Origin of the sequence: Lentzea waywayandensis, assembly GCF_900115955.1 — a bacterium.
GTDB classification, from domain to species: Bacteria; Actinomycetota; Actinomycetes; order Mycobacteriales; family Pseudonocardiaceae; genus Lentzea; species Lentzea waywayandensis.
The window spans coordinates 609,483-627,394 of sequence record NZ_FOYL01000005.1; the positions used below are offsets into that span (position 1 = coordinate 609,483).

19 protein-coding genes are annotated in these 17,912 nt (G+C 68.2%); 8 read left to right on the forward strand and 11 right to left on the reverse strand.

Going from position 1 to position 17,912, the window contains the following annotated elements; genetic code table 11:
• Nucleotides 1-23: 23 nt before the first annotated feature.
• The gene (locus tag BM417_RS23020; RefSeq protein WP_245822113.1) at nucleotides 24-689 is read right to left on the reverse strand and encodes a polysaccharide deacetylase family protein; all 666 of its coding nucleotides are present in this window, start codon (nucleotides 687-689) and stop codon (nucleotides 24-26) included.
• A 194-nt stretch (nucleotides 690-883) separates the two neighbouring features.
• On the opposite strand from BM417_RS23020, the gene BM417_RS23025 reads away from it, so the two are divergent.
• The 3 genes from BM417_RS23025 to BM417_RS23035 all read left to right on the forward strand — a co-directional run bounded on the left by BM417_RS23025 (nucleotide 884) and on the right by BM417_RS23035 (nucleotide 3,709).
• The gene (locus BM417_RS23025) at nucleotides 884-1,411 is read left to right on the forward strand and encodes a YbhB/YbcL family Raf kinase inhibitor-like protein (RefSeq protein ID WP_093597836.1); all 528 of its coding nucleotides are present in this window, start codon (nucleotides 884-886) and stop codon (nucleotides 1,409-1,411) included.
• A gap of 447 nt (nucleotides 1,412-1,858) precedes the next feature.
• Nucleotides 1,859-3,232, forward strand: coding sequence for a mycothione reductase (locus BM417_RS23030; protein ID WP_093597839.1), 1,374 nt, complete (start codon nucleotides 1,859-1,861; stop codon nucleotides 3,230-3,232).
• A 63-nt stretch (nucleotides 3,233-3,295) separates the two neighbouring features.
• The gene (locus tag BM417_RS23035; protein WP_093597841.1) at nucleotides 3,296-3,709 is read left to right on the forward strand and encodes an NADPH-dependent FMN reductase family protein; all 414 of its coding nucleotides are present in this window, start codon (nucleotides 3,296-3,298) and stop codon (nucleotides 3,707-3,709) included.
• Between the two features lie 6 nt (nucleotides 3,710-3,715).
• Here BM417_RS23035 and BM417_RS23040 read toward each other — a convergent pair whose 3' ends face one another.
• Complete coding sequence (locus tag BM417_RS23040) at nucleotides 3,716-4,120, reverse strand: VOC family protein (protein WP_093597844.1); 405 nt, start codon at nucleotides 4,118-4,120, stop codon at nucleotides 3,716-3,718.
• Between the two features lie 57 nt (nucleotides 4,121-4,177).
• Complete coding sequence (locus BM417_RS23045) at nucleotides 4,178-5,353, reverse strand: MFS transporter (protein ID WP_245822088.1); 1,176 nt, start codon at nucleotides 5,351-5,353, stop codon at nucleotides 4,178-4,180.
• Between the two features lie 117 nt (nucleotides 5,354-5,470).
• Between BM417_RS23045 and BM417_RS23050 the strand changes: the two genes are divergently transcribed.
• The 3 genes from BM417_RS23050 to BM417_RS23060 are packed head-to-tail and all read left to right on the forward strand — an operon-like array spanning nucleotide 5,471 to nucleotide 8,386.
• On the forward strand, nucleotides 5,471-6,142 hold the full coding sequence (locus BM417_RS23050) for a FadR/GntR family transcriptional regulator (RefSeq protein WP_093597847.1): 672 nt from the start codon (nucleotides 5,471-5,473) through the stop codon (nucleotides 6,140-6,142).
• Between the two features lie 52 nt (nucleotides 6,143-6,194).
• Nucleotides 6,195-7,298 (forward strand): epoxide hydrolase family protein, encoded by a 1,104-nt coding sequence (locus BM417_RS23055; protein WP_177320543.1) that lies wholly within the window; start codon nucleotides 6,195-6,197, stop codon nucleotides 7,296-7,298.
• Complete coding sequence (locus BM417_RS23060; protein ID WP_093597850.1) at nucleotides 7,295-8,386, forward strand: winged helix DNA-binding domain-containing protein; 1,092 nt, start codon at nucleotides 7,295-7,297, stop codon at nucleotides 8,384-8,386. Before BM417_RS23055 ends, BM417_RS23060 begins: the two co-directional genes overlap by 4 nt.
• On the opposite strand, the gene BM417_RS23065 is transcribed toward BM417_RS23060, so the two are convergent.
• Complete coding sequence (locus BM417_RS23065; protein ID WP_093597852.1) at nucleotides 8,383-9,273, reverse strand: LysR family transcriptional regulator; 891 nt, start codon at nucleotides 9,271-9,273, stop codon at nucleotides 8,383-8,385. The two genes, BM417_RS23060 and BM417_RS23065, sit on opposite strands and share 4 nt — an antisense overlap.
• Before the next feature lie 73 nt (nucleotides 9,274-9,346).
• Between BM417_RS23065 and BM417_RS23070 the strand changes: the two genes are divergently transcribed.
• Nucleotides 9,347-10,240, forward strand: a complete 894-nt coding sequence (locus BM417_RS23070) for an EamA family transporter (RefSeq protein WP_093597855.1) — start codon at nucleotides 9,347-9,349, stop codon at nucleotides 10,238-10,240.
• Here BM417_RS23070 and BM417_RS23075 read toward each other — a convergent pair.
• The gene (locus tag BM417_RS23075) at nucleotides 10,164-11,663 is read right to left on the reverse strand and encodes a cobyric acid synthase (protein WP_093597858.1); all 1,500 of its coding nucleotides are present in this window, start codon (nucleotides 11,661-11,663) and stop codon (nucleotides 10,164-10,166) included. The two genes, BM417_RS23070 and BM417_RS23075, sit on opposite strands and share 77 nt — an antisense overlap.
• 28 nt (nucleotides 11,664-11,691) lie before the next feature.
• Here BM417_RS23075 and BM417_RS23080 point away from each other — a divergent pair, with 28 nt between their 5' ends.
• The gene (locus tag BM417_RS23080; RefSeq protein WP_093598110.1) at nucleotides 11,692-12,372 is read left to right on the forward strand and encodes an alpha/beta fold hydrolase; all 681 of its coding nucleotides are present in this window, start codon (nucleotides 11,692-11,694) and stop codon (nucleotides 12,370-12,372) included.
• Here the strand turns inward: BM417_RS23080 and map are convergent.
• The 6 genes from map to ispG all read right to left on the reverse strand — a co-directional run.
• Complete coding sequence (gene map, locus BM417_RS23085; protein ID WP_093597861.1) at nucleotides 12,359-13,216, reverse strand: type I methionyl aminopeptidase; 858 nt, start codon at nucleotides 13,214-13,216, stop codon at nucleotides 12,359-12,361. The two genes, BM417_RS23080 and map, sit on opposite strands and share 14 nt — an antisense overlap.
• A 10-nt stretch (nucleotides 13,217-13,226) precedes the next feature.
• Nucleotides 13,227-13,643 carry a type II toxin-antitoxin system VapC family toxin gene (locus BM417_RS23090; RefSeq protein WP_281251344.1) on the reverse strand — a complete coding sequence of 139 codons (417 nt, stop codon included), beginning with the start codon at nucleotides 13,641-13,643 and terminating at the stop codon, nucleotides 13,227-13,229.
• A complete protein-coding gene (locus BM417_RS23095; protein WP_093597867.1) occupies nucleotides 13,619-13,891 on the reverse strand; it encodes a type II toxin-antitoxin system Phd/YefM family antitoxin in 273 nt (90 codons plus the stop codon). The genes BM417_RS23090 and BM417_RS23095 overlap by 25 nt, the downstream gene beginning before the upstream one ends.
• 158 nt (nucleotides 13,892-14,049) lie before the next feature.
• Nucleotides 14,050-15,840, reverse strand: a complete 1,791-nt coding sequence (locus BM417_RS23100) for a penicillin-binding transpeptidase domain-containing protein (protein WP_177320544.1) — start codon at nucleotides 15,838-15,840, stop codon at nucleotides 14,050-14,052.
• Nucleotides 15,841-15,858: 18 nt separating this feature from the next.
• The gene (locus BM417_RS23105; RefSeq protein ID WP_177320545.1) at nucleotides 15,859-16,710 is read right to left on the reverse strand and encodes a GNAT family N-acetyltransferase; all 852 of its coding nucleotides are present in this window, start codon (nucleotides 16,708-16,710) and stop codon (nucleotides 15,859-15,861) included.
• A gap of 198 nt (nucleotides 16,711-16,908) precedes the next feature.
• Nucleotides 16,909-17,912, reverse strand: a 1,004-nt coding sequence (gene ispG / locus BM417_RS23110; protein ID WP_093597874.1) for a flavodoxin-dependent (E)-4-hydroxy-3-methylbut-2-enyl-diphosphate synthase, incomplete at its 5' end; no start/stop codon positions are given.

Genomic DNA, 17,912 nt, shown 5'->3' on the forward strand with positions numbered 1-17,912 from the left:
GGCCAGGCCTCCTGGTTGCCCCGCTACCCCAGAAAGTCCTCCAGCGGCACCGGCGTCAGCCCGTCCTGCTTGGCCCGGTTCAGGAACGCCGTGAAATCCTCGACGAACGTCGTCCGGAAGTGCATGAGCACGATGTCGCCGCGGTTGAGCTTGTCCCCCTGCTGGAACTGCACGCGCCCGTCGTTGACCGCCGCAGTCCAGTTGACCAGCGCCTTGAACCCACAACTGGCCGCCGCATGGCGAGTGGTCGCGTCGTAGTTCCCGAACGGCGGCCGGAACAACGTGGGCCGCTTCCCGTAGTCCCCCGCCAGGAAGTCAGCGTTGCCGCAGATCTCGTGCTTCTGGAACTCGAACCCCTTGCCCTGAAGGTTCGGATGGTTCGACGTGTGGCTGTGGACCGTGACGGGCAACTGCTTGAAGTAGTCCTTGTGCCCCTCGGCGTACTTCGTGTTCAGGAAGACCGACGGCCACACCCCGGCCTCGATCATCAGCTCACGAGCCTTCGGATGCTGCACGGCCCCGTCGTCGATCGTGATGAACACGTACGGCTTGTCAGTCTGGATGTGCGTGACGACGGGCACCATCCCGTCGGCGATCGCAGGCGCCTTGGCCTGCACAGTCCCGTACGGATACGGCGGCTCGAACATCCGCTTGGGCCGCTCCGGCGCAGTCGTGCTCACCGGCGGCATGGACGTGGTCAGCACAGGCGAACCGGCCCCGGAATCGGGCGCGTCCGCACACGCCACCACCCCGGCAACCAGCAAAAAGGCAGCAAAAAGCCGCAACCTCGACATCAAAAATCCCCCTCCACGCGAAAGACGTCGCGCAGGCCTCCATGGTTGCACGGGGATAGGGTCGAACTGATCACAAAAGGAGGACTCCCATGAGCCTCGAGCGCCCAGTCGCTCCCGACCCCTACGAACTGCTCCCGCAGGTCGGCACCTTCACCGTCACCTCGACGGACGTGCGAGACGGCGAACAGCTGGACGACGCCCAGGTCTTCGAGGGCGGCAACACCTCACCTCAGCTCTCCTGGTCGGGCTTCCCGGAGGAGACCCGCAGCTTCGTAGTCACCTGCTACGACCCGGACGCCCCCACCCCCTCAGGCTTCTGGCACTGGGTGGCAGTCAACCTCCCGGCTACCACCACTCAATTGGACACCGGCGCAGGCACCTCGGACGCCACACTTCCGGGTGACGCCTTCCACGTCCGCTCCGACTACAGCACCCGAGCCTTCGGCGGCGCCGCCCCACCCAAGGGCGACCACCCGCACCGCTACTACTTCGTGGTGCACGCCGTAGACGTAGACAAGCTGGACGTGGACGGCGACGCCTCCCCAGCAGTGGTCAGCTTCAACCTGGCCTTCCACACCCTGGCAAGGGCGATCATCACCCCGACCTACCAACACTGACAGCACCCACCCACCCGCCTGCCCGCGAAGCCGAAGGCGAGCCGTCCTTACCGCGCGGTCAGGGCGGTGGGGTCCCGTCACGAGTCGCGCCATAGCTCTTGCTGCATGCAGGTAGGGGTGTCAACTCGACACGCTTTTCGTCGAGTTGACACCCCTACCTGCATGTGGCCCGCTCTTGGTGCGGCTCGTGACGGGACCCCACCGCCAACGCAACTCTCCAAGCAACCGGCGGCCGCCCAAATCAACAGGCGTGCCATCAACCCACCCACGGCGCCCTCCCCCGATCAGATTGCCGGGGGTCTGGGGGCAGAGCCCCCAGAGGGAAGCACTCAACCGCAGGCCCGCCGCACGCAACCGGGGAACGCAAACAAAGCCGCGACAATCCCGTAAGCCCCACGTAACCCCATCAAGGGAACACGACCCATCCCAAAATGGTTGGATCCACACGTGAGGCACTTCGACCTGGTCATCATCGGCACCGGCTCCGGCAACAGCATCCCGACGGACGCCATGGCAGGCTGGCAGATCGCCATCCTGGAAAAGGGGACCTTCGGCGGCACCTGCCTGAACGTGGGCTGCATCCCCACAAAGATGTTCGTCCACACCGCAGACCAGGCCGCAGCCCCGGCCAACGCCAAAAAACTGGGCGTAGACGCGCACACAGACGCAGTCCACTGGCCAGAAATCCGCGACCGCATCTTCAACAGGATCGACCCGATCGCCGAAGGCGGCCGCAACTGGCGCGCCAACGAGAACGCGAACGTCACGGTCTACGAAGGCACCGCGCACTTCATCGACGCCCACACGATCGACACGGGCACCGGCGAGACCATCACCGCGGACCGGATCGTCGTGGCAGCGGGCAGCCGCCCCACCGTCCCGGACATCGCGGACCTGGACACCACGGGCTTCCACACCAGCGACACGATCATGCGTCTGGACGAGCTCCCCGAGAGCCTGATCATCGTCGGCAGCGGCTTCATCGCGTCGGAGTTCGCGCACGTCTTCAGCAGCTTCGGCGTCGAGGTCACGGTGATCGCCCGCTCGAACCTCCTCCTCCGCCACGAGGACCTGGAGATCGCCACGCGCTTCACGGAGATCGCGAAGCAGAAGTGGAACGTCCTGCTCAACCGCAAGACCACCCGCGCCGAGAAGACGGCGACCGGCGTGAAGCTCCACCTGGAGGGCCCCAACGGCGAGGAAACCGTTGAGGCACAACAGCTCCTCATCGCAACGGGCAGGCAGCCGAACAGCGACCTGCTCCAAACTCACAACGCCGGCATCGACACGCACGAAGACGGCCGCGTGAAGGTGGACGAGTTCCAGAAAACGACCCAGCCGCACATCTACGCCCTGGGCGACATCAGCTCGGAGCACCAACTCAAGCACGTCGCGAACCACGAGGCCAAGGTGGTCCGGCACAACCTGCTGAACCCCGACGAGCAGATCAAGAGCGACCACCGCTTCGTGCCGGCCGCCGTCTTCTCCAGCCCGCAGATCGCGAGCGTCGGGCTCACCGAGGAACAGGCCAAGGCGAGCGGAATCCGTTACGTCACCGCGAGCCAGGCCTACGCGTCCATCGCGTACGGCTGGGCGATGGAGGACACGACCGGCTTCGCGAAGCTGATCGCGGACCCGGCCACCGGACAACTGCTCGGCGCGCACATCATCGGGCCGCAGGCGTCGACGGTGATCCAGCCGTTGATCCAGGCGATGAGCTTCGGGCTGGACGCGAAGTCCATGGCGCAGGGGCAGTACTGGATCCATCCGGCGATGCCCGAGCTGGTCGAGAACGCGTTGCTGAACCTGCCGCTGGACTGAAGTCCTTGAACGACAGGACTTCCGCCGCTGCCGCGAACGGGAATCACCGACAAAGATGCAGCGATGACAGACAAAGTCCTCGTCGCCTACACCTCCAAGGTCGCCGCCACCGACGAGATCGCCCAGATCATCGGCACCGAACTCGCGGGCTGCGGACTGCGAGTCATCGTGCTCCCGGTCACCGCGGCCGAAACGCTGTACGGGTTCGGTGCCGTGATTCTGGGTGACGCCGCGACGCGCGATGCGCATCGGTTCGTGCGGCGGCACAAGGTTTCCCTCAAACACACGCCCGTGTGGTTGTTCCACCGCGGCATCGCCCCGGCACCGAACGACGTCACGCGCATGGCCCGGAAGCTCAACGCCCACGGGCCGATCAGCTTCGACGGCGCCGCACCGGACTGGGACCGGGCGAAGGCGTGGGCCCGCTACCTGGCCGACCAGCTCACGGTGCTGCACCGCGGGTTTGTTTCCAACTGAGGCGACTCAGGCCTGCTGGATCCGGACGGTGTTGCCCGCCGGGTCGCGAAACACGCAGTCACGCGCACCCCACGGCTGATCGGCCGGCTCCTGCACGACGTCCGCGCCACCGGCCTGAAGCTTGTCGAACGCGCCTTCGAGATCGGGCGTGGACAGGTTGATGAACGCGTACGAGCCGTTCTCGATCATCTCGGCGATCGCGGTGCGCTGACCGTCCGTCAGACCATCGGCCATGGCGGGCGGTTCCAGGACCACGGCAGAGCCCGCGCCGGCGGGCGCGACCGTGATCCACCGCATCGTGCCCTGGCCGACGTCGGCGCGGACCTCCCAGCCGAGCAGGTCGCGGTAGAACGCGAGCGAGGCGTCGGGGTCGGTGTGCGGGAGGAACGTGGCGTGAATGCTGATGTCCATGGCTGCAACGCTAGGACCAGCGAGAACGTGCCGCTTCTCGATTCCTGACCGACTGGGTCAGACGTACCGGGGCCGGCCGGCGATCATGCCCAGCACGGTCAGCGCGGCCAGCAGCACCAGCTGCAGCGTCAGCGACGCGGTCCAGGTCCCGGTGGCCTCGCGGAGCACACCGAACGCGAACGGCCCGGACGCCGCGATCAGGTAGCCGATGCTCTGCGCCATGGCCGACAGCCGTGCGGTGTCCGAAGTGGACTTGGTGCGCAGCGACATGACGAGCAGCGCCAGCGGGAACATGCCCATGCCGAACCCGATCAGCACCACCCAGAGTCCGGGTGCGGCGGCGGGCGCCACCAGCATGCCCAGAATCCCGGCGAACGACAGGACTCCCAGCGCCAGCACCACCGGCGCCTGGCTGGAGAACCGGGCGGCGATCGGCGGCACGAACAGGCTCACCGGAACGCTCAGCAGCATCGAACCGGCGAGCAGCATGCCGGCGGTGTTCCGGTCGACGCCGGAGTCGACGAGCATCGCGGGCAGCCAGCCCATGACGGTGTAGGCGAACAACGACTGCAGGCCGAAGAACACCGTGATCACCCACGCCAGCGGACTGCGCAGCAACGAGCGCTTCTCGACCGGCGCGACCGACCGCACCACGGAAGCCGCCTCACCGTGCCGTGCCGCGGCGAACCACACGACCACCGCGCCGGCCGACAACAACGCCCACGCGCCGACGGCCGGCCGCCAGGAGCCGAGCCAGTCCTCCAGTCGAGGAGTCAGCGCCGCGGCCAAAGCCGCACCAGCGGCGAGCGCTCCCGTGTAGACACCGGTGATCAGGCCGACCTTCGAGGGGAAGGACGCCTTCACCACCACCGGGATCAGCACGTTGGACACCGCGATGCCCGCACACGCGATAAAGGTGCCGCCCAGCACGACCCACGGACCGTCGATCACGCGCAGCACCAGGCCGAGCGTGAGCACCCCCAATGACAGTCCGATCGCACGAGCCATGCCGAGGCGGCGACCCAGCCAAGGGGCAGCGAACGCCGCGAAGCCGAAACAAAGCGCCGGAACGGCCGTCAGAGCACTGGTCCAAGCGGCCGAAACCCCAAGGGCGGCGCGGACATCACCGAGCACCGAGGCCAGACTGGTCACCGCAGGGCGGAGATTCGCGGCAGCGAGGGCGACCCCGATCGCGAGCAACGCGGACCCGACCAGCGGAACGTGACGATTCATGACGACCGTCACCCTGCGACCTGGATCGGTGGCAGTCTGTGCGGCAAGAGTCGTCTGCTTCATCGTCACGGGCACCACTATCGCAGACGTAGGATGTTCGGATGAAAGGATGACGCTGTGCCGTTGGCCACTACCCGACGGGCGGGCCTCGTCGACCAGGTGATCGAGCAGATGCGCAGCGCGATCACGACTGGTGAATGGCCCGTCGGGCAGCGCATCCCGCCCGAGCCCGAGCTGGTCACCGCGCTCGGGGTGGGTCGGAACACGGTCCGAGAGGCCGTGCGCGCGCTTTCCCACGCCGGACTGCTGGAGGTGCGGCAGGGCGACGGCACGTTCGTCCGCGCGACCAGCGAGATCTCCGGCGCGGTCCGCCGCATGTGCGGAACGGAGCTGAAGGAGGTGCTCCAGGTCCGCCGCACCCTCGAGATGGAGGGCGCGCGCCTGGCCGCCAAGCACCGCACGGACACCGAACTGGCGCGCCTCACCGAGTTGCTGCACAAGCGCGACGCGGCGATGGAGGACGAGCAGTGGGCCGAGGTGATCGAGCACGACACCGCGTTCCACGTGCTGCTCGTGCAGTGCTCGCACAACACGCTTCTAGCCGAGCTCTACCAGGGCTTGACCGAGGCCGTCAAAGCTTCGGTGGCGGCGTCTGTCGACACCAGCCAGCCTGGTACCGACCAGGTGTCGCACACCGGGCTGCTGCACGCGGTCCGGGACGGTGACCAGGAGAAGGCGGCGATCGAGGCAGGCGGTTTCTTCGAGGAGCTGATCGAGAAGTTCTGCTGAATCGCTGAACCGCGGACAATGGCTGTCCGCATGAGCTCATAGCGTGGGGGCCATGGAGATCACGCCGTTCCGCATCGAGATCCCGCAGACCGACGTCGACGACCTCCGGACACGGCTGACGAACACCCGATGGCCGGAAGAGGACCTACCGGGCGTCGGCTGGTCCTATGGCATCCCGCTGACCTACCTGCGCCCGCTGGCCGAGTACTGGCGCGACGGGTTCGACTGGCGCGCGCAGGAAGAGCGGCTCAACTCCTTCCCGCAGTTCACGACGGAGATCAGCGGGCAGCGCATCCACTTCCTGCACGTCCGCTCGCAGAACCCGGACGCGACGCCGTTGCTGCTGATCCACGGCTGGCCGGGCTCGTTCGTCGAGTTCCTGAACGTGATCGGGCCGCTGTCCGAGGACTTCCACCTCGTCATCCCGTCGATCCCCGGCTTCGGCTTCTCCGGCACCGTGCGCAAGCCCGGCTGGAACGTCCTGCGCGTCTCGTGGGCGTTCGCGAAGCTGATGGAGGGCCTGGGGTACGACCGCTACGGCACGCAGGGCGGCGACTGGGGTTCCGGCATCGCGCAGGAGATCGGCCGGGTCTTCCCCGAGCAGGTCATCGGCGTGCACGTGAACATGCTGCAGACGTTCCGGCCTCAGGGCGTGAACGACCTCTCGCCCGAGGAACTGCGGGCGCTGGAGTCGCTCGACCACTACCAGAAGGACCTCTCCGGCTACATGCACCTGCAGCGCAGCCGGCCGCGCACGCTCTCCTACGCGCTGACGGACTCGGCCGTCGGGCAGCTGGCGTGGATCGCGGAGAAGTTCCACGACTGGACGGACAACGAGGGCGCGCCCGAGGACGCGGTGGACCGCGACCAGATGCTGACCAACGTGTCCATCTACTGGTTCACCGGCACGGCGGGCTCGTCGGCGGCGCTGTACAAGGAGCAGTCTGCGTCCTGGGGGCAGCAACAGCCTTCGACCGTGCCGACCGGCGTCGCGGTCTTCCCGCACGACCTGAGCCTGCCGGTGCGGTCGCTGGCGGAGAAGATGATCCCGTCGATCGTGCACTGGACGGAGTTCGACCGCGGCGGCCACTTCGCCGCGATGGAGGAGCCGGACCTTCTGGTCCAAGACATCAGGAAGTTCTTCGGATCGCTGTGAGCACAACACTTTCGAACCGCACCCTCAACCGCACGCTGCTCGCGCGGCAGATGCTGCTGGAGCGGACGTCCATGCCGATCGTGGAGGCCGTCGAGCACCTCGGCGGACTCCAGGCCCAGGCACCGATTCCGCCGTACCTCGCGCTGTGGACGCGGCTCAAGCCGTACAAGGTCGATGCGCTGAGCAAGCTGATCACCGACCGTTCGCTGGTGCGGATGACGTTGTGGCGCGGCACTCTGCACCTGATCTCGGCCAACGACGTGTACTTGATGCGCACGGCGTTGCAGCCGGAGCTCAACAAGTGGGCGAAGATCGTGATGCCGCCGGCCACCCGCGTCGAGATCGACCTCGACAAGCTGGCCCGGATCACCCGCGAGTACATCGACGCCGAACCACGCACGGTCGCGGAGATCGGCGCGCACCTGGAGGAGCACTTCCCCGAGGCCAAGGCGCGCGAGATGTCCACGCAGGCGCAGATGCTGGTGCCGATGATCCAGGTGCCGCCGCGCGGGATCTGGGGCGTGGGCGGCGTTCCGCAGAACGTCGCGATGGCGTCGTGGCTCGGGCGCGAACTTCCCGAGCAGGCCGCGGTGCCGGAGCTGATCAAGCGGTACCTGCGGGCGTTCGGACCGGCGACGCTCGCGGACATGCAGGCCTGGTCGAGGTTGATCGGTCTCAAGGCGCACGCGGCGGACCTCGACCTGGTGGAGTACAAGAACGAGGACGGCAAGGTGCTGCTCGACGTGCCGGGCGGCGTGATCGTGTCCGAGGACGTGCCGGCGCCCGCACGGCTGTTGCCCGCGTTCGACAACGTGTTGCTGGGTCACGCCGATCGCAAGCGGATCATGAGCGAGGACGCGCGGTCGCGGTGGGGCGCGGTGCGCAACGGCGTGTTCCCGCCGACGTTCCTCGTGGACGGGTTCCTGCGCGGCACCTGGAACGTGGTGGAGAACAAGGACGCGGCGACGCTCACGATCGAGCCGTACTTCAAGACCACGAAGAAGGACATGGCCGGCGTCGTCCGCGAGGCCAAGGCGGTGCTGAAGGTGATGTCCCCCAAGAAACCGCACGTGATCATCGCACCCTAGGAAACCTGCCTGATCACGTCGAGAGCCGCGGTGATGGCGGGCCTGCGCGAGGCCTGGGTCCGCCACACCGCGTACAGCCGCCGCGTGGGCGTGGGCCGCAACGGCACGGCCCTGACGCTGTCCGGCACCTCGCCCCTGCCCAGCTGCGGGATCAGCGCGACCCCGATCCCCTTGGCCAGCAACGCGATCTGCGTCCGGTACTCGCTGATCTGGTACGCCACCACCGGTTCGATGCCCGCGCCGTGGAACGTCCGCACCAGCCAGTCGTAGCAGATCGACCCTTCGGTCTGGCAGATCCACCGCTGCTCGGCGAGGTCGGCGGGTTCGAGGAACTCCCTGTGCGACAACGGGTTCGTGGCCGGGATCAGCACCTCGGCGACGTCGTCGGCGATGAAGACGCGGGACAGCGACTCCGGCACCGGCAGTGGCGTGTTCGCCCAGTCGTGCACGATCGCCATGTCGAGCTCACCGCGGGCGACGGCCTCGGTGGCGTTGGGCGGGTCGATCTCCGTGAGCCGCACGTCGAGGGCCGGGTGCTGGTCGATCAGGCCCGCCAGGACGCCGGGGAGCAGTCCGCGCGCGGCCGTGGCGAACGCGCCGATGCAGAGCCGGCCGATCGCGGCGCCTCGCTGTTCCTCCAGCGCCACCTCGGCCTCCTCGACGAGCTTGAGGACCTGGCTCGCGGTGTCCGCGAGCAGGCGGGCGGCGTCGGTGAGGCGGACGCCGCGGCCACTGCGTTCCAGCAGCGTGGTGCGGGTCTCGCGTTCGAGTTTGGCGATCTGCTGTGACACCGCGGACGGCGTGTAGCCGAGCACCTCGGCCGCGGCGCCGACCGAGCCATGCACGGCGACGGCGTTCAGGGCCTTCAGCCTTCCCAGATCGAGCATGTAGCAATGCTAAACCCAGGTCCTTAGAAATCGGAACTAGTGCTAAATAGTTGTCACGCGCAAGCTTGAGGGCATGAGTCCCCGTCACGTCCTGCTCGCAGTGCTGGTTGCCGCCATCTGGGGCTTCAACTTCGTCGTGCTCAAGGTCGGCCTGGACGAGTTCCCGCCGATCCTGTTCTCCGCGCTGAGGTTCCTCGCGGCGGCGGTGCCCGCGATCTTCTTCGTCGGCCGGCCGTCGGTGCCGTGGCGCTGGGTCATCTCGGTCGGGCTGGTGCTGGGCGTCGCGAAGTTCAGCTTCCTTTTCATCGGCCTCAAGGCCGGCATGCCGTCCGGGCTGTCGAGCCTGGTGCTGCAGAGCCAGGTGATCTTCACGACGGTGTTCGCGGCGATCGTGCTGCGCGAACGGCCGAAGCGCGTGCAGATCACCGGCATCGCCCTGGCCGTCGCGGGCATCGGGGTGATCGCGTGGGACTACGGCCTCTCGTCGCCGCTGCTCGGGTTCGCGCTGATCATCGCGGCGGCGGCCTGCTGGGGCGTGTCGAACGTGCTGATGCGGTACGCGCGGCCCGCGGACACGTTGCGGTTCATGGTGTGGGTGAGCGCGGTGGCGGTGCTGCCGTTGTTCGCGCTGTCGGCCCTGACCGAGGACATGAGCGCGCTCGGCCGCCTCGACTGGAGCGGAGCAGCCGCCGTCGGGTACGTCGCGTGGATCTCGACGTTGCTCGGGTTCGGCATCTGGGGATTCCTGCTGCGCCAGTACGAGTCCTCGGTCGTGGCGCCGTTCTCGTTGCTGGTGCCGGTGTTCGGGATGCTCTCGGCGTGGGCGTTCCTCGGCGAGGACCTGAGCTGGCTGCAGGCGGCGGCCGGTGGCCTGGTGCTGGCCGGGCTCGCTATTCCGCTGCTGCTGGGGCGCCGGGCGGCACGAACGGAAGTCCTGCCGGAGCCCCTCGTTCCAGCAGGTCGATGACCGCCTTCGTGTCGAGGTGATCGGCGACCAGGTCGCCCAGCAGGTCCAGCTGGGCCTCGCGGGCGGCCTGGAAGCTCACCTCACCCGGTTCGAAGTCGCGGCCCGCGCGCTCGGCCGCCCAGCGCAGGAACCTCCGGCGGAACGCGTCGTTCTCCAGCAGGCCGTGCCAGTGGGTGCCGATGATCCTTTCGGTCTGCGCGCCTTCCGTTCCGATCAACGGTTCCTCGGCGCTGCGGACGACCTGGCCGTGGTGGATCTCGTAGCCGGCGACGGGTTCGTCCCACGCGGTGCCCGACGGCGTGGCGAGCGTCTTGCGCGGCTGGAACCGGATGTCGACGTCGAGCAGGCCGAGTCCGTCGACCGTGCCGTACCCCGACTCCACGTCGTCCTCGATGTGCTTCGACAGCATCTGGAAGCCGCCGCAGATGCCGAGAACCGATCCGTCGAAGCGTTGGATCGCTTGCGCCAGACCGGTTTCCCGCAGCCACGCGAGGTCGGAGACCGTGGCCTTCGAGCCAGGCAGCACGACCAGGTCCGCGTCGGCCAGCCGGGACGGCTCCGTCACGAACCGCACCGAGACGCCGGGCTCGCAGGCCAGCGCCTCCACGTCGGTGGCGTTCGAGATGCGCGGCAACCGGATCACGGCGACCCGCAGCCAGTCGCGCTTCGGCGGCTGCGGCCTGCCGATCACGCCGTCCGCGTTGTAGGACAACGAATCCTCGGCGTCGAGCCAGAGTTCCTCGCGCCACGGCAGCACGCCGAGCACCGGCCGTCCGGTCAGCTGCTTGAGCTGACGCAGGCCGGGTTCGAGCAACCGCTGATCGCCGCGGAACTTGTTGACGACGAAACCGGAGATCAACGCCTGGTCCGCCGCGTCGAGCACCGCGACCGTGCCGAAGAGGTGGGCGAACACGCCACCGCGGTCGATGTCGCCGACGACGAGCACCGGCAGGTTCGCGTTGACGGCCAGCCCCATGTTCGCGATGTCGTTGGGGCGCAGGTTGATTTCGGCCGGCGAGCCCGCGCCCTCGCAGATGACGACCTCGTGGTCCCGCCGCAGCCCGTCCAAAGTGGACAAAACGGTGCCGAGCAGCTGCTGCTTGCGTTCGCGGTAGCTCAGCGCGGAGACCTCACCTACCGCCTGGCCGAGCACGACGACCTGGGACGTGCGGTCGCTGCCGGGCTTGAGCAGCACCGGGTTGAACCGGACGCTGGGCTCCTTGAACGCCGCTCGCGCCTGCACCGCCTGAGCGCGCCCGATCTCGCCACCGTCGAGTGTGACGAACGAGTTGTTCGACATGTTCTGGGCCTTGAACGGCACGACGTCGACGCCCTGGCGTGCCAGAAAGCGGCACAGACCGGCCACCAGGACGCTCTTGCCCGCGTCCGAGGTCGTCCCACAGATCAACATCGCGCCCCGCATGGACGCCAATGCTGCCATCATCACCCCCATGCTCACCGTCGTGCTCATGCACAGCCCGTTCCTCGGCCCGTCGAGCATGCGCCCGCTCGCCGACGAACTGGCCTCCGACGGGGTGGCCGTCCTGCTGGCCGACCTGCAGATGACGATCAACGAGGCACCGGTGCACCAGCGGCTGATCGGCGCCTTCTCCGACGCCCTGGAGGACTCCGGCGTCGGCGGCCCGCTGGTGCTCGTGGGCCACAGCGGCGCGGGCCCGTTGCTGCCGTGCTTCGCCGACGCCCTCGAAGTGGAGGTGGCGGGCCTCGTGTTCCTCGACTCCGACCTGCCGACGCCGGGCAGGTCGTGGCGCGAGACCGTCGATCCCGCCCTCGTGAACAAGATCAAGGCGTCCGTGCGGGACGGCAAGCTGCCGCGCTGGGACCGCTGGTTCGACTCGGACCCGCTGGTGCTCGTGCCCGCCGGCCTGCGCGAGGAGATGCGCGACGAGGCACCCGAGGTGCCGTGGGAGTTCCTGAAGGAGCAGCGCCCGAGCGTCGAGTGGTCCGGGGCGTGCGGATACGTGCAGCTGTCGTCGGCCTACGAGGACGCGGCGGCCCAGGCCACGGCGCTCGGCTGGCCCGTCGAACGCCTGGAGTCGCACCACCTGGCGGCCGCGACGTCGCCCTCGGCTGTCGCGGCCGCGCTGAAGGCAGTGATCAGCAAACTGTGAGGATCTCCGAGCCGGTCTCGGTCACGACGATCGTGTGCTCGAACTGAGCGGTCCAGCTCTTGTCCTTCGTGGTGACGGTCCAGCCGTCGTCCCACATCTCGCCCTCGTAGTCCCCGAGCGTGATCATCGGCTCGATCGTGAACGTCATGCCGGGCTCCAGCACGGTCTTCACCGACGGCTCGTCGTAGTGCAGGACCACGAGCCCGCTGTGGAACGTGCGGCCGATGCCGTGGCCGGTGAAGTCGCGCACGACGCCATAGTTGAACCGGTTCGCGTACGCCTCGATGACGCGGCCGACGACGTTGAGCTCGCGACCGGGCTTCACGGCCTTGATGGCGCGCATGGTCGCCTCGTGCGTGCGCTCGACGAGGAGCTTGGCCTCCTCGGAGACGTTGCCCGCGAGGAACGTGGCGTTCGTGTCGCCGTGCACGCCACCGATGAACGCGGTGACGTCGATGTTCACGATGTCGCCGTCCTCGACGACCGTGGTGTCCGGAATGCCGTGGCAGATGACCTCGTTGAGCGAGGTGCAGCACGACTTCGGGAAGCCGCGGTAGCCCAGCGTCGACGGGTACGCGCCGTTGTCGCACAGGAACTCGTGCGCCACGGCGTCGATCTCGTCCGTCGTCACGCCCGGCACCACGACCTTGCCGGCCTCCTGCAGCGCCTGGGCCGCGAGACGCCCGGCGACCCGCATGGCCTCGATGATCTCCGGCGTCTGCACCCACGGGTCGGTGCCGCGCTGCGGCGCGGGCTTGTCGACGTACTCGGGACGCACGATGCGCGAGGGCACCTGACGCCGCGGAGATTGCACACCGGGCTGCAGAGGGGCACGAACAGACATGCGCTCCAGATTAGCCGTCCGCGCCGGGAGCCACGGTCAGGAGTCCCACGTCAGCGGCAGCGGAGAGCAAGCGCTTGTCATATGCGACGAACGCGTGCAGGTCCGCACGCAAGCGGCACGCCGTTGCCAGATGTATGGCGTCGAGCGTGCGCAACACGGTTGTCAACGTGGCCGCTTCGTCCAGCAGGTCGTTGGTCATCGGAACCAAGTCGACCGCGGACAGAACGGAACGTGCTCGAACCCGGAGTCGCTCTTCTCCGTTCAGCACTGCACGCGCGACCTCGGTCCGCGCCAACGCGCTGCTGACGACAGGATCGGGGTTCAGTCCGAGCCACCGCCCTAGCGCAGCACTCTCAGCCTCCGTCCGCACCAGCTTCACCAGTGCGGACGAGTCGAGGTAGATCAAAGCCTGTCCTCTCGCTGCCACTGCAGCTCTGCCGAGATGTCAACGTCCGACTCGATCGGCGGCGAGGTCAGAATGCCTCGATCTCCCTCAGCAGGGATGAGCTCCCCAGTGCGGATCAGCTTCTCCCGCAACATCACGTCTCGCGGCGGCGGAACCAGCATCGCCACCGGCACACCGCGATCGGTCACCGTGATCGATTCGCCCGCAGCCACGCGACGCAGGTACACGCTGGCGTTCTGCCTCAGCTCGCGCACACCGACGGTCTCCATGTGCTACATGGTAGCACATGGAGGGTTTCAGGCCTGGCTCCGCCGCAGCCACCGCCGCTCTTCAGCTGCCTCACGCGGCTCCGGCACCCGCGGCGCGGGCAGCAGGATGCCCGCCCGGAGCAGGCGTTCACGCATGGTCAGATCCTTGGTCTTGCCCATCACGGCACCGCCTTGAGGAACCTCGCCGCCACGTCCACGGCTGGAGTCGAAGTTTCTCCACTGAGCACCAAGGTCGCGAACGCGAGATCGCCCCGGTAGCCCATGAACCACCCGTGTGAGTGCACGCCGTCACCGAACTGTGCGGTACCAGTCTTCCCGCGAACGTCCCCGTACGGCTTGAGTTGCGGTGCAGTGCCCGACTCGATGACCTCGCGCATCATCGCGCGCACCGGGTCGAGCGCGGCCACGGGCGGTGCGGCGGGCTGTTTGTCCGCTTTGGTCTCCTTGCCGCGCACCAGCTGTGGCACCGGCATCGAGCCCTTCGCGATGGACGCCCCGACCAGCGCCATGCCGAACGGCGAGGCCAGCACCTTGCCCTGGCCGAACGCGTCCTCCGCCCGTTCCACGACGTCGGTCGCGGGTGGCACGGAACCGGTGATGGTGGTGAGGCCCGCGATGTCGAAGTCGACGCCGAGTCCCAGCGACAACGCGGCGTTCGGCAGCAACTCGGGCGTCATGTCGACGGCGAGCGTCGCGAACGTGGTGTTGCAGGAGAACGCGAACGCCGAGTGCAGCGGGATCGTGCCCTTGTCGAACTCGCTGGAGTTCGGCACGATCCGCCGGCCGTCGATGGTCGTCTTGCCGGGGCACGGGACCGGGGTGTCGGCGTTGACCTTGCCGGACTGGATCACGGCCAGCGCCGAGACCGCCTTCATCGTGGAGCCCGGCGGGAAACGCCCGGTCAGCGCGAGGGCGCCCTGGGCGTCGGCGGGGTCGTTCTGCGCGACGGCGAGGATGTCGCCGGTCGACGGCTGGATGGCCACGAGGATCGCGGGCTGCGTGACCGGCTCGACGGCGTCCTCGGCGGCGGCCTGGATCGCCCGTGACAGCGCGATGTTCACGGCCTTGGCGGGCTCGGGGGCCTTCGAGTGCAGCTCCTCGACCTCGGTGCCCTGCGCGTCGACGGTGCTGACCCGGAAACCCGCGTTGCCGGCGATGTCGTTCTCGACGAGCTTGCGCACCGCGGGCAGCACCTGGGTGGCGAAGTTGCGGCTCGGTGCCAGCAACGACGTCTGCGAGCTGAACCGCACGCCTGGCAGTTCGTAGATCAGCGGCTTCACGGACTGGTAGTCCGGGTCGCGCAGCGCCGCCACCTGGTAGGCCTGGCCCTCGGGGGTCTTGGCCACGCCGTCGGTGATCGTCTGCTGGGTGATGGCCTTGTCGAGCGGGTTCAGCGCGTCCGCGAGGGACTTCGTGACCGCCGCGACGTCACCGGCCTCCTTCGGGACGAGCATCACCGAGACGACGCGTTCCGGTGCGAGCAACGGCGTGCCGTCGCGGTCGAGCACCGGCGCCGGGTCCGGCGTGAGCTCGGCGAGCTTGATGGACTGCTGCGGGGCGAGCTTCGGGTGCGCCACCGACGACGCCCAGTGCACCTTCCACGTGTCGCCTTCCTGGCGCACGTCGAACTTGGTCGAGTACGTCCAGTGGCGGTTCTTGCCGAGGTTCCAGTCGAGCGTGACGGACGCCTCCGACGCCAGCTCGCCGTTCTTGCGGATCTGGTCGACCTTGCTGCTCAGGCCTTCCGGTTTGAGCGCTCCCCGGAACTTGTCCAGGGTCTCCTTGGCGTCGGCCGGGTTGTCGGTCATCCCGGCGGCACCCTGCACGTCACCGGACGCGAGCTTCGCCAGGAAGTCGTTGGTGATCTCCGGAGCCCCCGGTTCCGACTTGAACAGCCCACAGCCGCTCACCGTCACCAGCACCACCGTGATCGTCGCGAGAAGTCGCACTCGCGCGAGTATGCCCGTTCAGAAGAGGACAGTGGCGTATTGCCCGACTTGTTCGAAACCGATTCGCCGGTAGGCGGCCTGGGCCACGTGGTTGTAGCCGTTCACGTAGAGGCTGGCCGTCCTGTTGAGCACGCGCACGAGCCGGTCCGCCACCGCGGCCGTTCCGGCGGTGCCGATGCCCTCACCTCGGCGGTCCGGGCGAACCCAGACGCCCTGGATCTGGCCGACGCGCGACGACATGGCGCCGATCTCGGCCTTGAACACGACCTCGCCGTGCTCGAACCGCGCGAACGCCCGGCCCGCGGCGATCAGCTCCGACACACGAGCCCGATAGCCCGCACCGCCGTCCTCAGCGCACGGGTCGATGCCGACCTCTTCGATGAACATGGAGATCGCGGCCGGCAGGTAGCGGCCGATCTCGCTGGGACGGACCTGGCGCACCAGCGGGTCCGGGGTGATCTTCGGGCTCGACGAGATGGCCATCAACGGCTGGTCGCCGCGCACCTCGCGGGCGGGGCCCCAGTCGGGCTGCAACTCGTCCCACAGCGTCAGGACCTGCTCGGCCGGACCCACCAGGCTGGAGCACATGCGGCCCCTGCGACGGGCGCGATCCGCGAACATGCGCATCGCCGACGCGCTGCCCTTGAGCGGGATCAAGTTCGGCCCGGAGAAGCACAGGCCGTCGACACGGCCGCGCAGAGGACGGGAGTCGGAGCCCCACATCTCGCCGCCCAGACGCCACGGGTCGAGGCCGGCCACTTCCACCCTTGCCGCGACCATGCACGCAGCTACGGGGTCGTTGTCGAAGACCCCGCGCACATCGATCAGGTCGCGTTCGTCGAGAACGCGCGCTCCGGCAAGCCTCAGCACGTCACCTAGCGTGCCAGATGAACGGCGTGTGTGGCATCAGCCAACAGTGCGCCTGTGCCCCGACACACGGTGAGGGGCGGCTCGCGTCAGCCGGGGTGTGGGGTGCCCCCACGAGACACTGAGGGGCGAGGTGGTCTGCGCTTTCCGCAGACACACCTCGCCCCTCGGACCGCGAAGCGGCCCTCAGTCGTTCAGGTACTAGCCAACGGTGACGGCGGGAGTTCCGCCCTCGACCGGCTCCATCTCCTCGGCGAGGCGCATGGCCTCCTCGATGAGGGTCTCCACGATCGCGTGCTCGGGCACGGTCTTGATGACCTTGCCCTTGACGAAGATCTGGCCCTTGCCGTTGCCGGAAGCGACGCCCAGGTCGGCCTCGCGGGCCTCGCCGGGGCCGTTCACGACGCAGCCCATGACGGCGACGCGCAGCGGCACCTCCATGCCCTCCAGACCGGCCGTGACCTGCTCGGCGAGCGTGTACACGTCCACCTGCGCGCGACCGCAGGACGGGCAGGAGACGATCTCCAGCTTGCGCGGCCGCAGGTTGAGCGACTGCAGGATCTGGTGACCGACCTTGATCTCCTCGACCGGCGGGGCGGACAGCGACACCCGGATGGTGTCGCCGATGCCCTGGCGCAGCAGCGCGCCGAACGCGACGGCCGACTTGATGGTCCCCTGGAAGGCCGGACCGGCCTCCGTGACGCCCAGGTGCAGCGGGTAGTCGCACTGCTCGGCCAGCAGTTCGTACGCGCGCACCATGACGACGGGGTCGTTGTGCTTGACGGAGATCTTGATGTCGTGGAAGTCGTGCTCCGCGAAGAGCGACGCCTCCCACATCGCCGACTCGGCCAGCGCCTCGGGCGTGGCCTTGCCGTACTTCTTGAGCAGGCGGGGGTCGAGCGAACCGGCGTTGACGCCGATCCGGATCGGGGTGCCGTGGTCCTTGGCGGCGGCCGCGATCTCCTTCACCTGGTCGTCGAACTTGCGGATGTTGCCCGGGTTGACCCGGACCGCGGCACAACCAGCCTCGATGGCGGCGAAGACGTACTTCGGCTGGAAGTGGATGTCGGCGATCACCGGGATCTGGGACTTCCTGGCGATCGCGGGCAGAGCGTCAGCGTCGTCCTGCGACGGGCAGGCGACGCGCACGATGTCGCAGCCGGACGCCGTCAGCTCTGCGATCTGCTGCAGAGTCGCGTTGACGT

What these genes read in the sequence shown, in the direction of transcription:
- BM417_RS23065 (WP_093597852.1), bottom strand. Translation starts at nt 9,273, where the DNA reads ATGCTCGATCTGGGAAGGCTGAAGGCCCTGAACGCCGTCGCCGTGCAT.
- BM417_RS23040 (WP_093597844.1), bottom strand. Translation starts at nt 4,120, where the DNA reads ATGGACATCAGCATTCACGCCACGTTCCTCCCGCACACCGACCCCGAC.
- BM417_RS23035 (WP_093597841.1), top strand. Translation starts at nt 3,296, where the DNA reads ATGACAGACAAAGTCCTCGTCGCCTACACCTCCAAGGTCGCCGCCACC.
- BM417_RS23020 (WP_245822113.1), bottom strand. Translation starts at nt 689, where the DNA reads ATGCCGCCGGTGAGCACGACTGCGCCGGAGCGGCCCAAGCGGATGTTC.
- BM417_RS23025 (WP_093597836.1), top strand. Translation starts at nt 884, where the DNA reads ATGAGCCTCGAGCGCCCAGTCGCTCCCGACCCCTACGAACTGCTCCCG.
- BM417_RS23070 (WP_093597855.1), top strand. Translation starts at nt 9,347, where the DNA reads ATGAGTCCCCGTCACGTCCTGCTCGCAGTGCTGGTTGCCGCCATCTGG.
- BM417_RS23080 (WP_093598110.1), top strand. Translation starts at nt 11,692, where the DNA reads ATGCTCACCGTCGTGCTCATGCACAGCCCGTTCCTCGGCCCGTCGAGC.
- BM417_RS23075 (WP_093597858.1), bottom strand. Translation starts at nt 11,663, where the DNA reads ATGCGGGGCGCGATGTTGATCTGTGGGACGACCTCGGACGCGGGCAAG.
- BM417_RS23045 (WP_245822088.1), bottom strand. Translation starts at nt 5,353, where the DNA reads ATGAATCGTCACGTTCCGCTGGTCGGGTCCGCGTTGCTCGCGATCGGG.
- BM417_RS23095 (WP_093597867.1), bottom strand. Translation starts at nt 13,891, where the DNA reads ATGGAGACCGTCGGTGTGCGCGAGCTGAGGCAGAACGCCAGCGTGTAC.
- map (WP_093597861.1), bottom strand. Translation starts at nt 13,216, where the DNA reads ATGTCTGTTCGTGCCCCTCTGCAGCCCGGTGTGCAATCTCCGCGGCGT.
- BM417_RS23055 (WP_177320543.1), top strand. Translation starts at nt 6,195, where the DNA reads ATGGAGATCACGCCGTTCCGCATCGAGATCCCGCAGACCGACGTCGAC.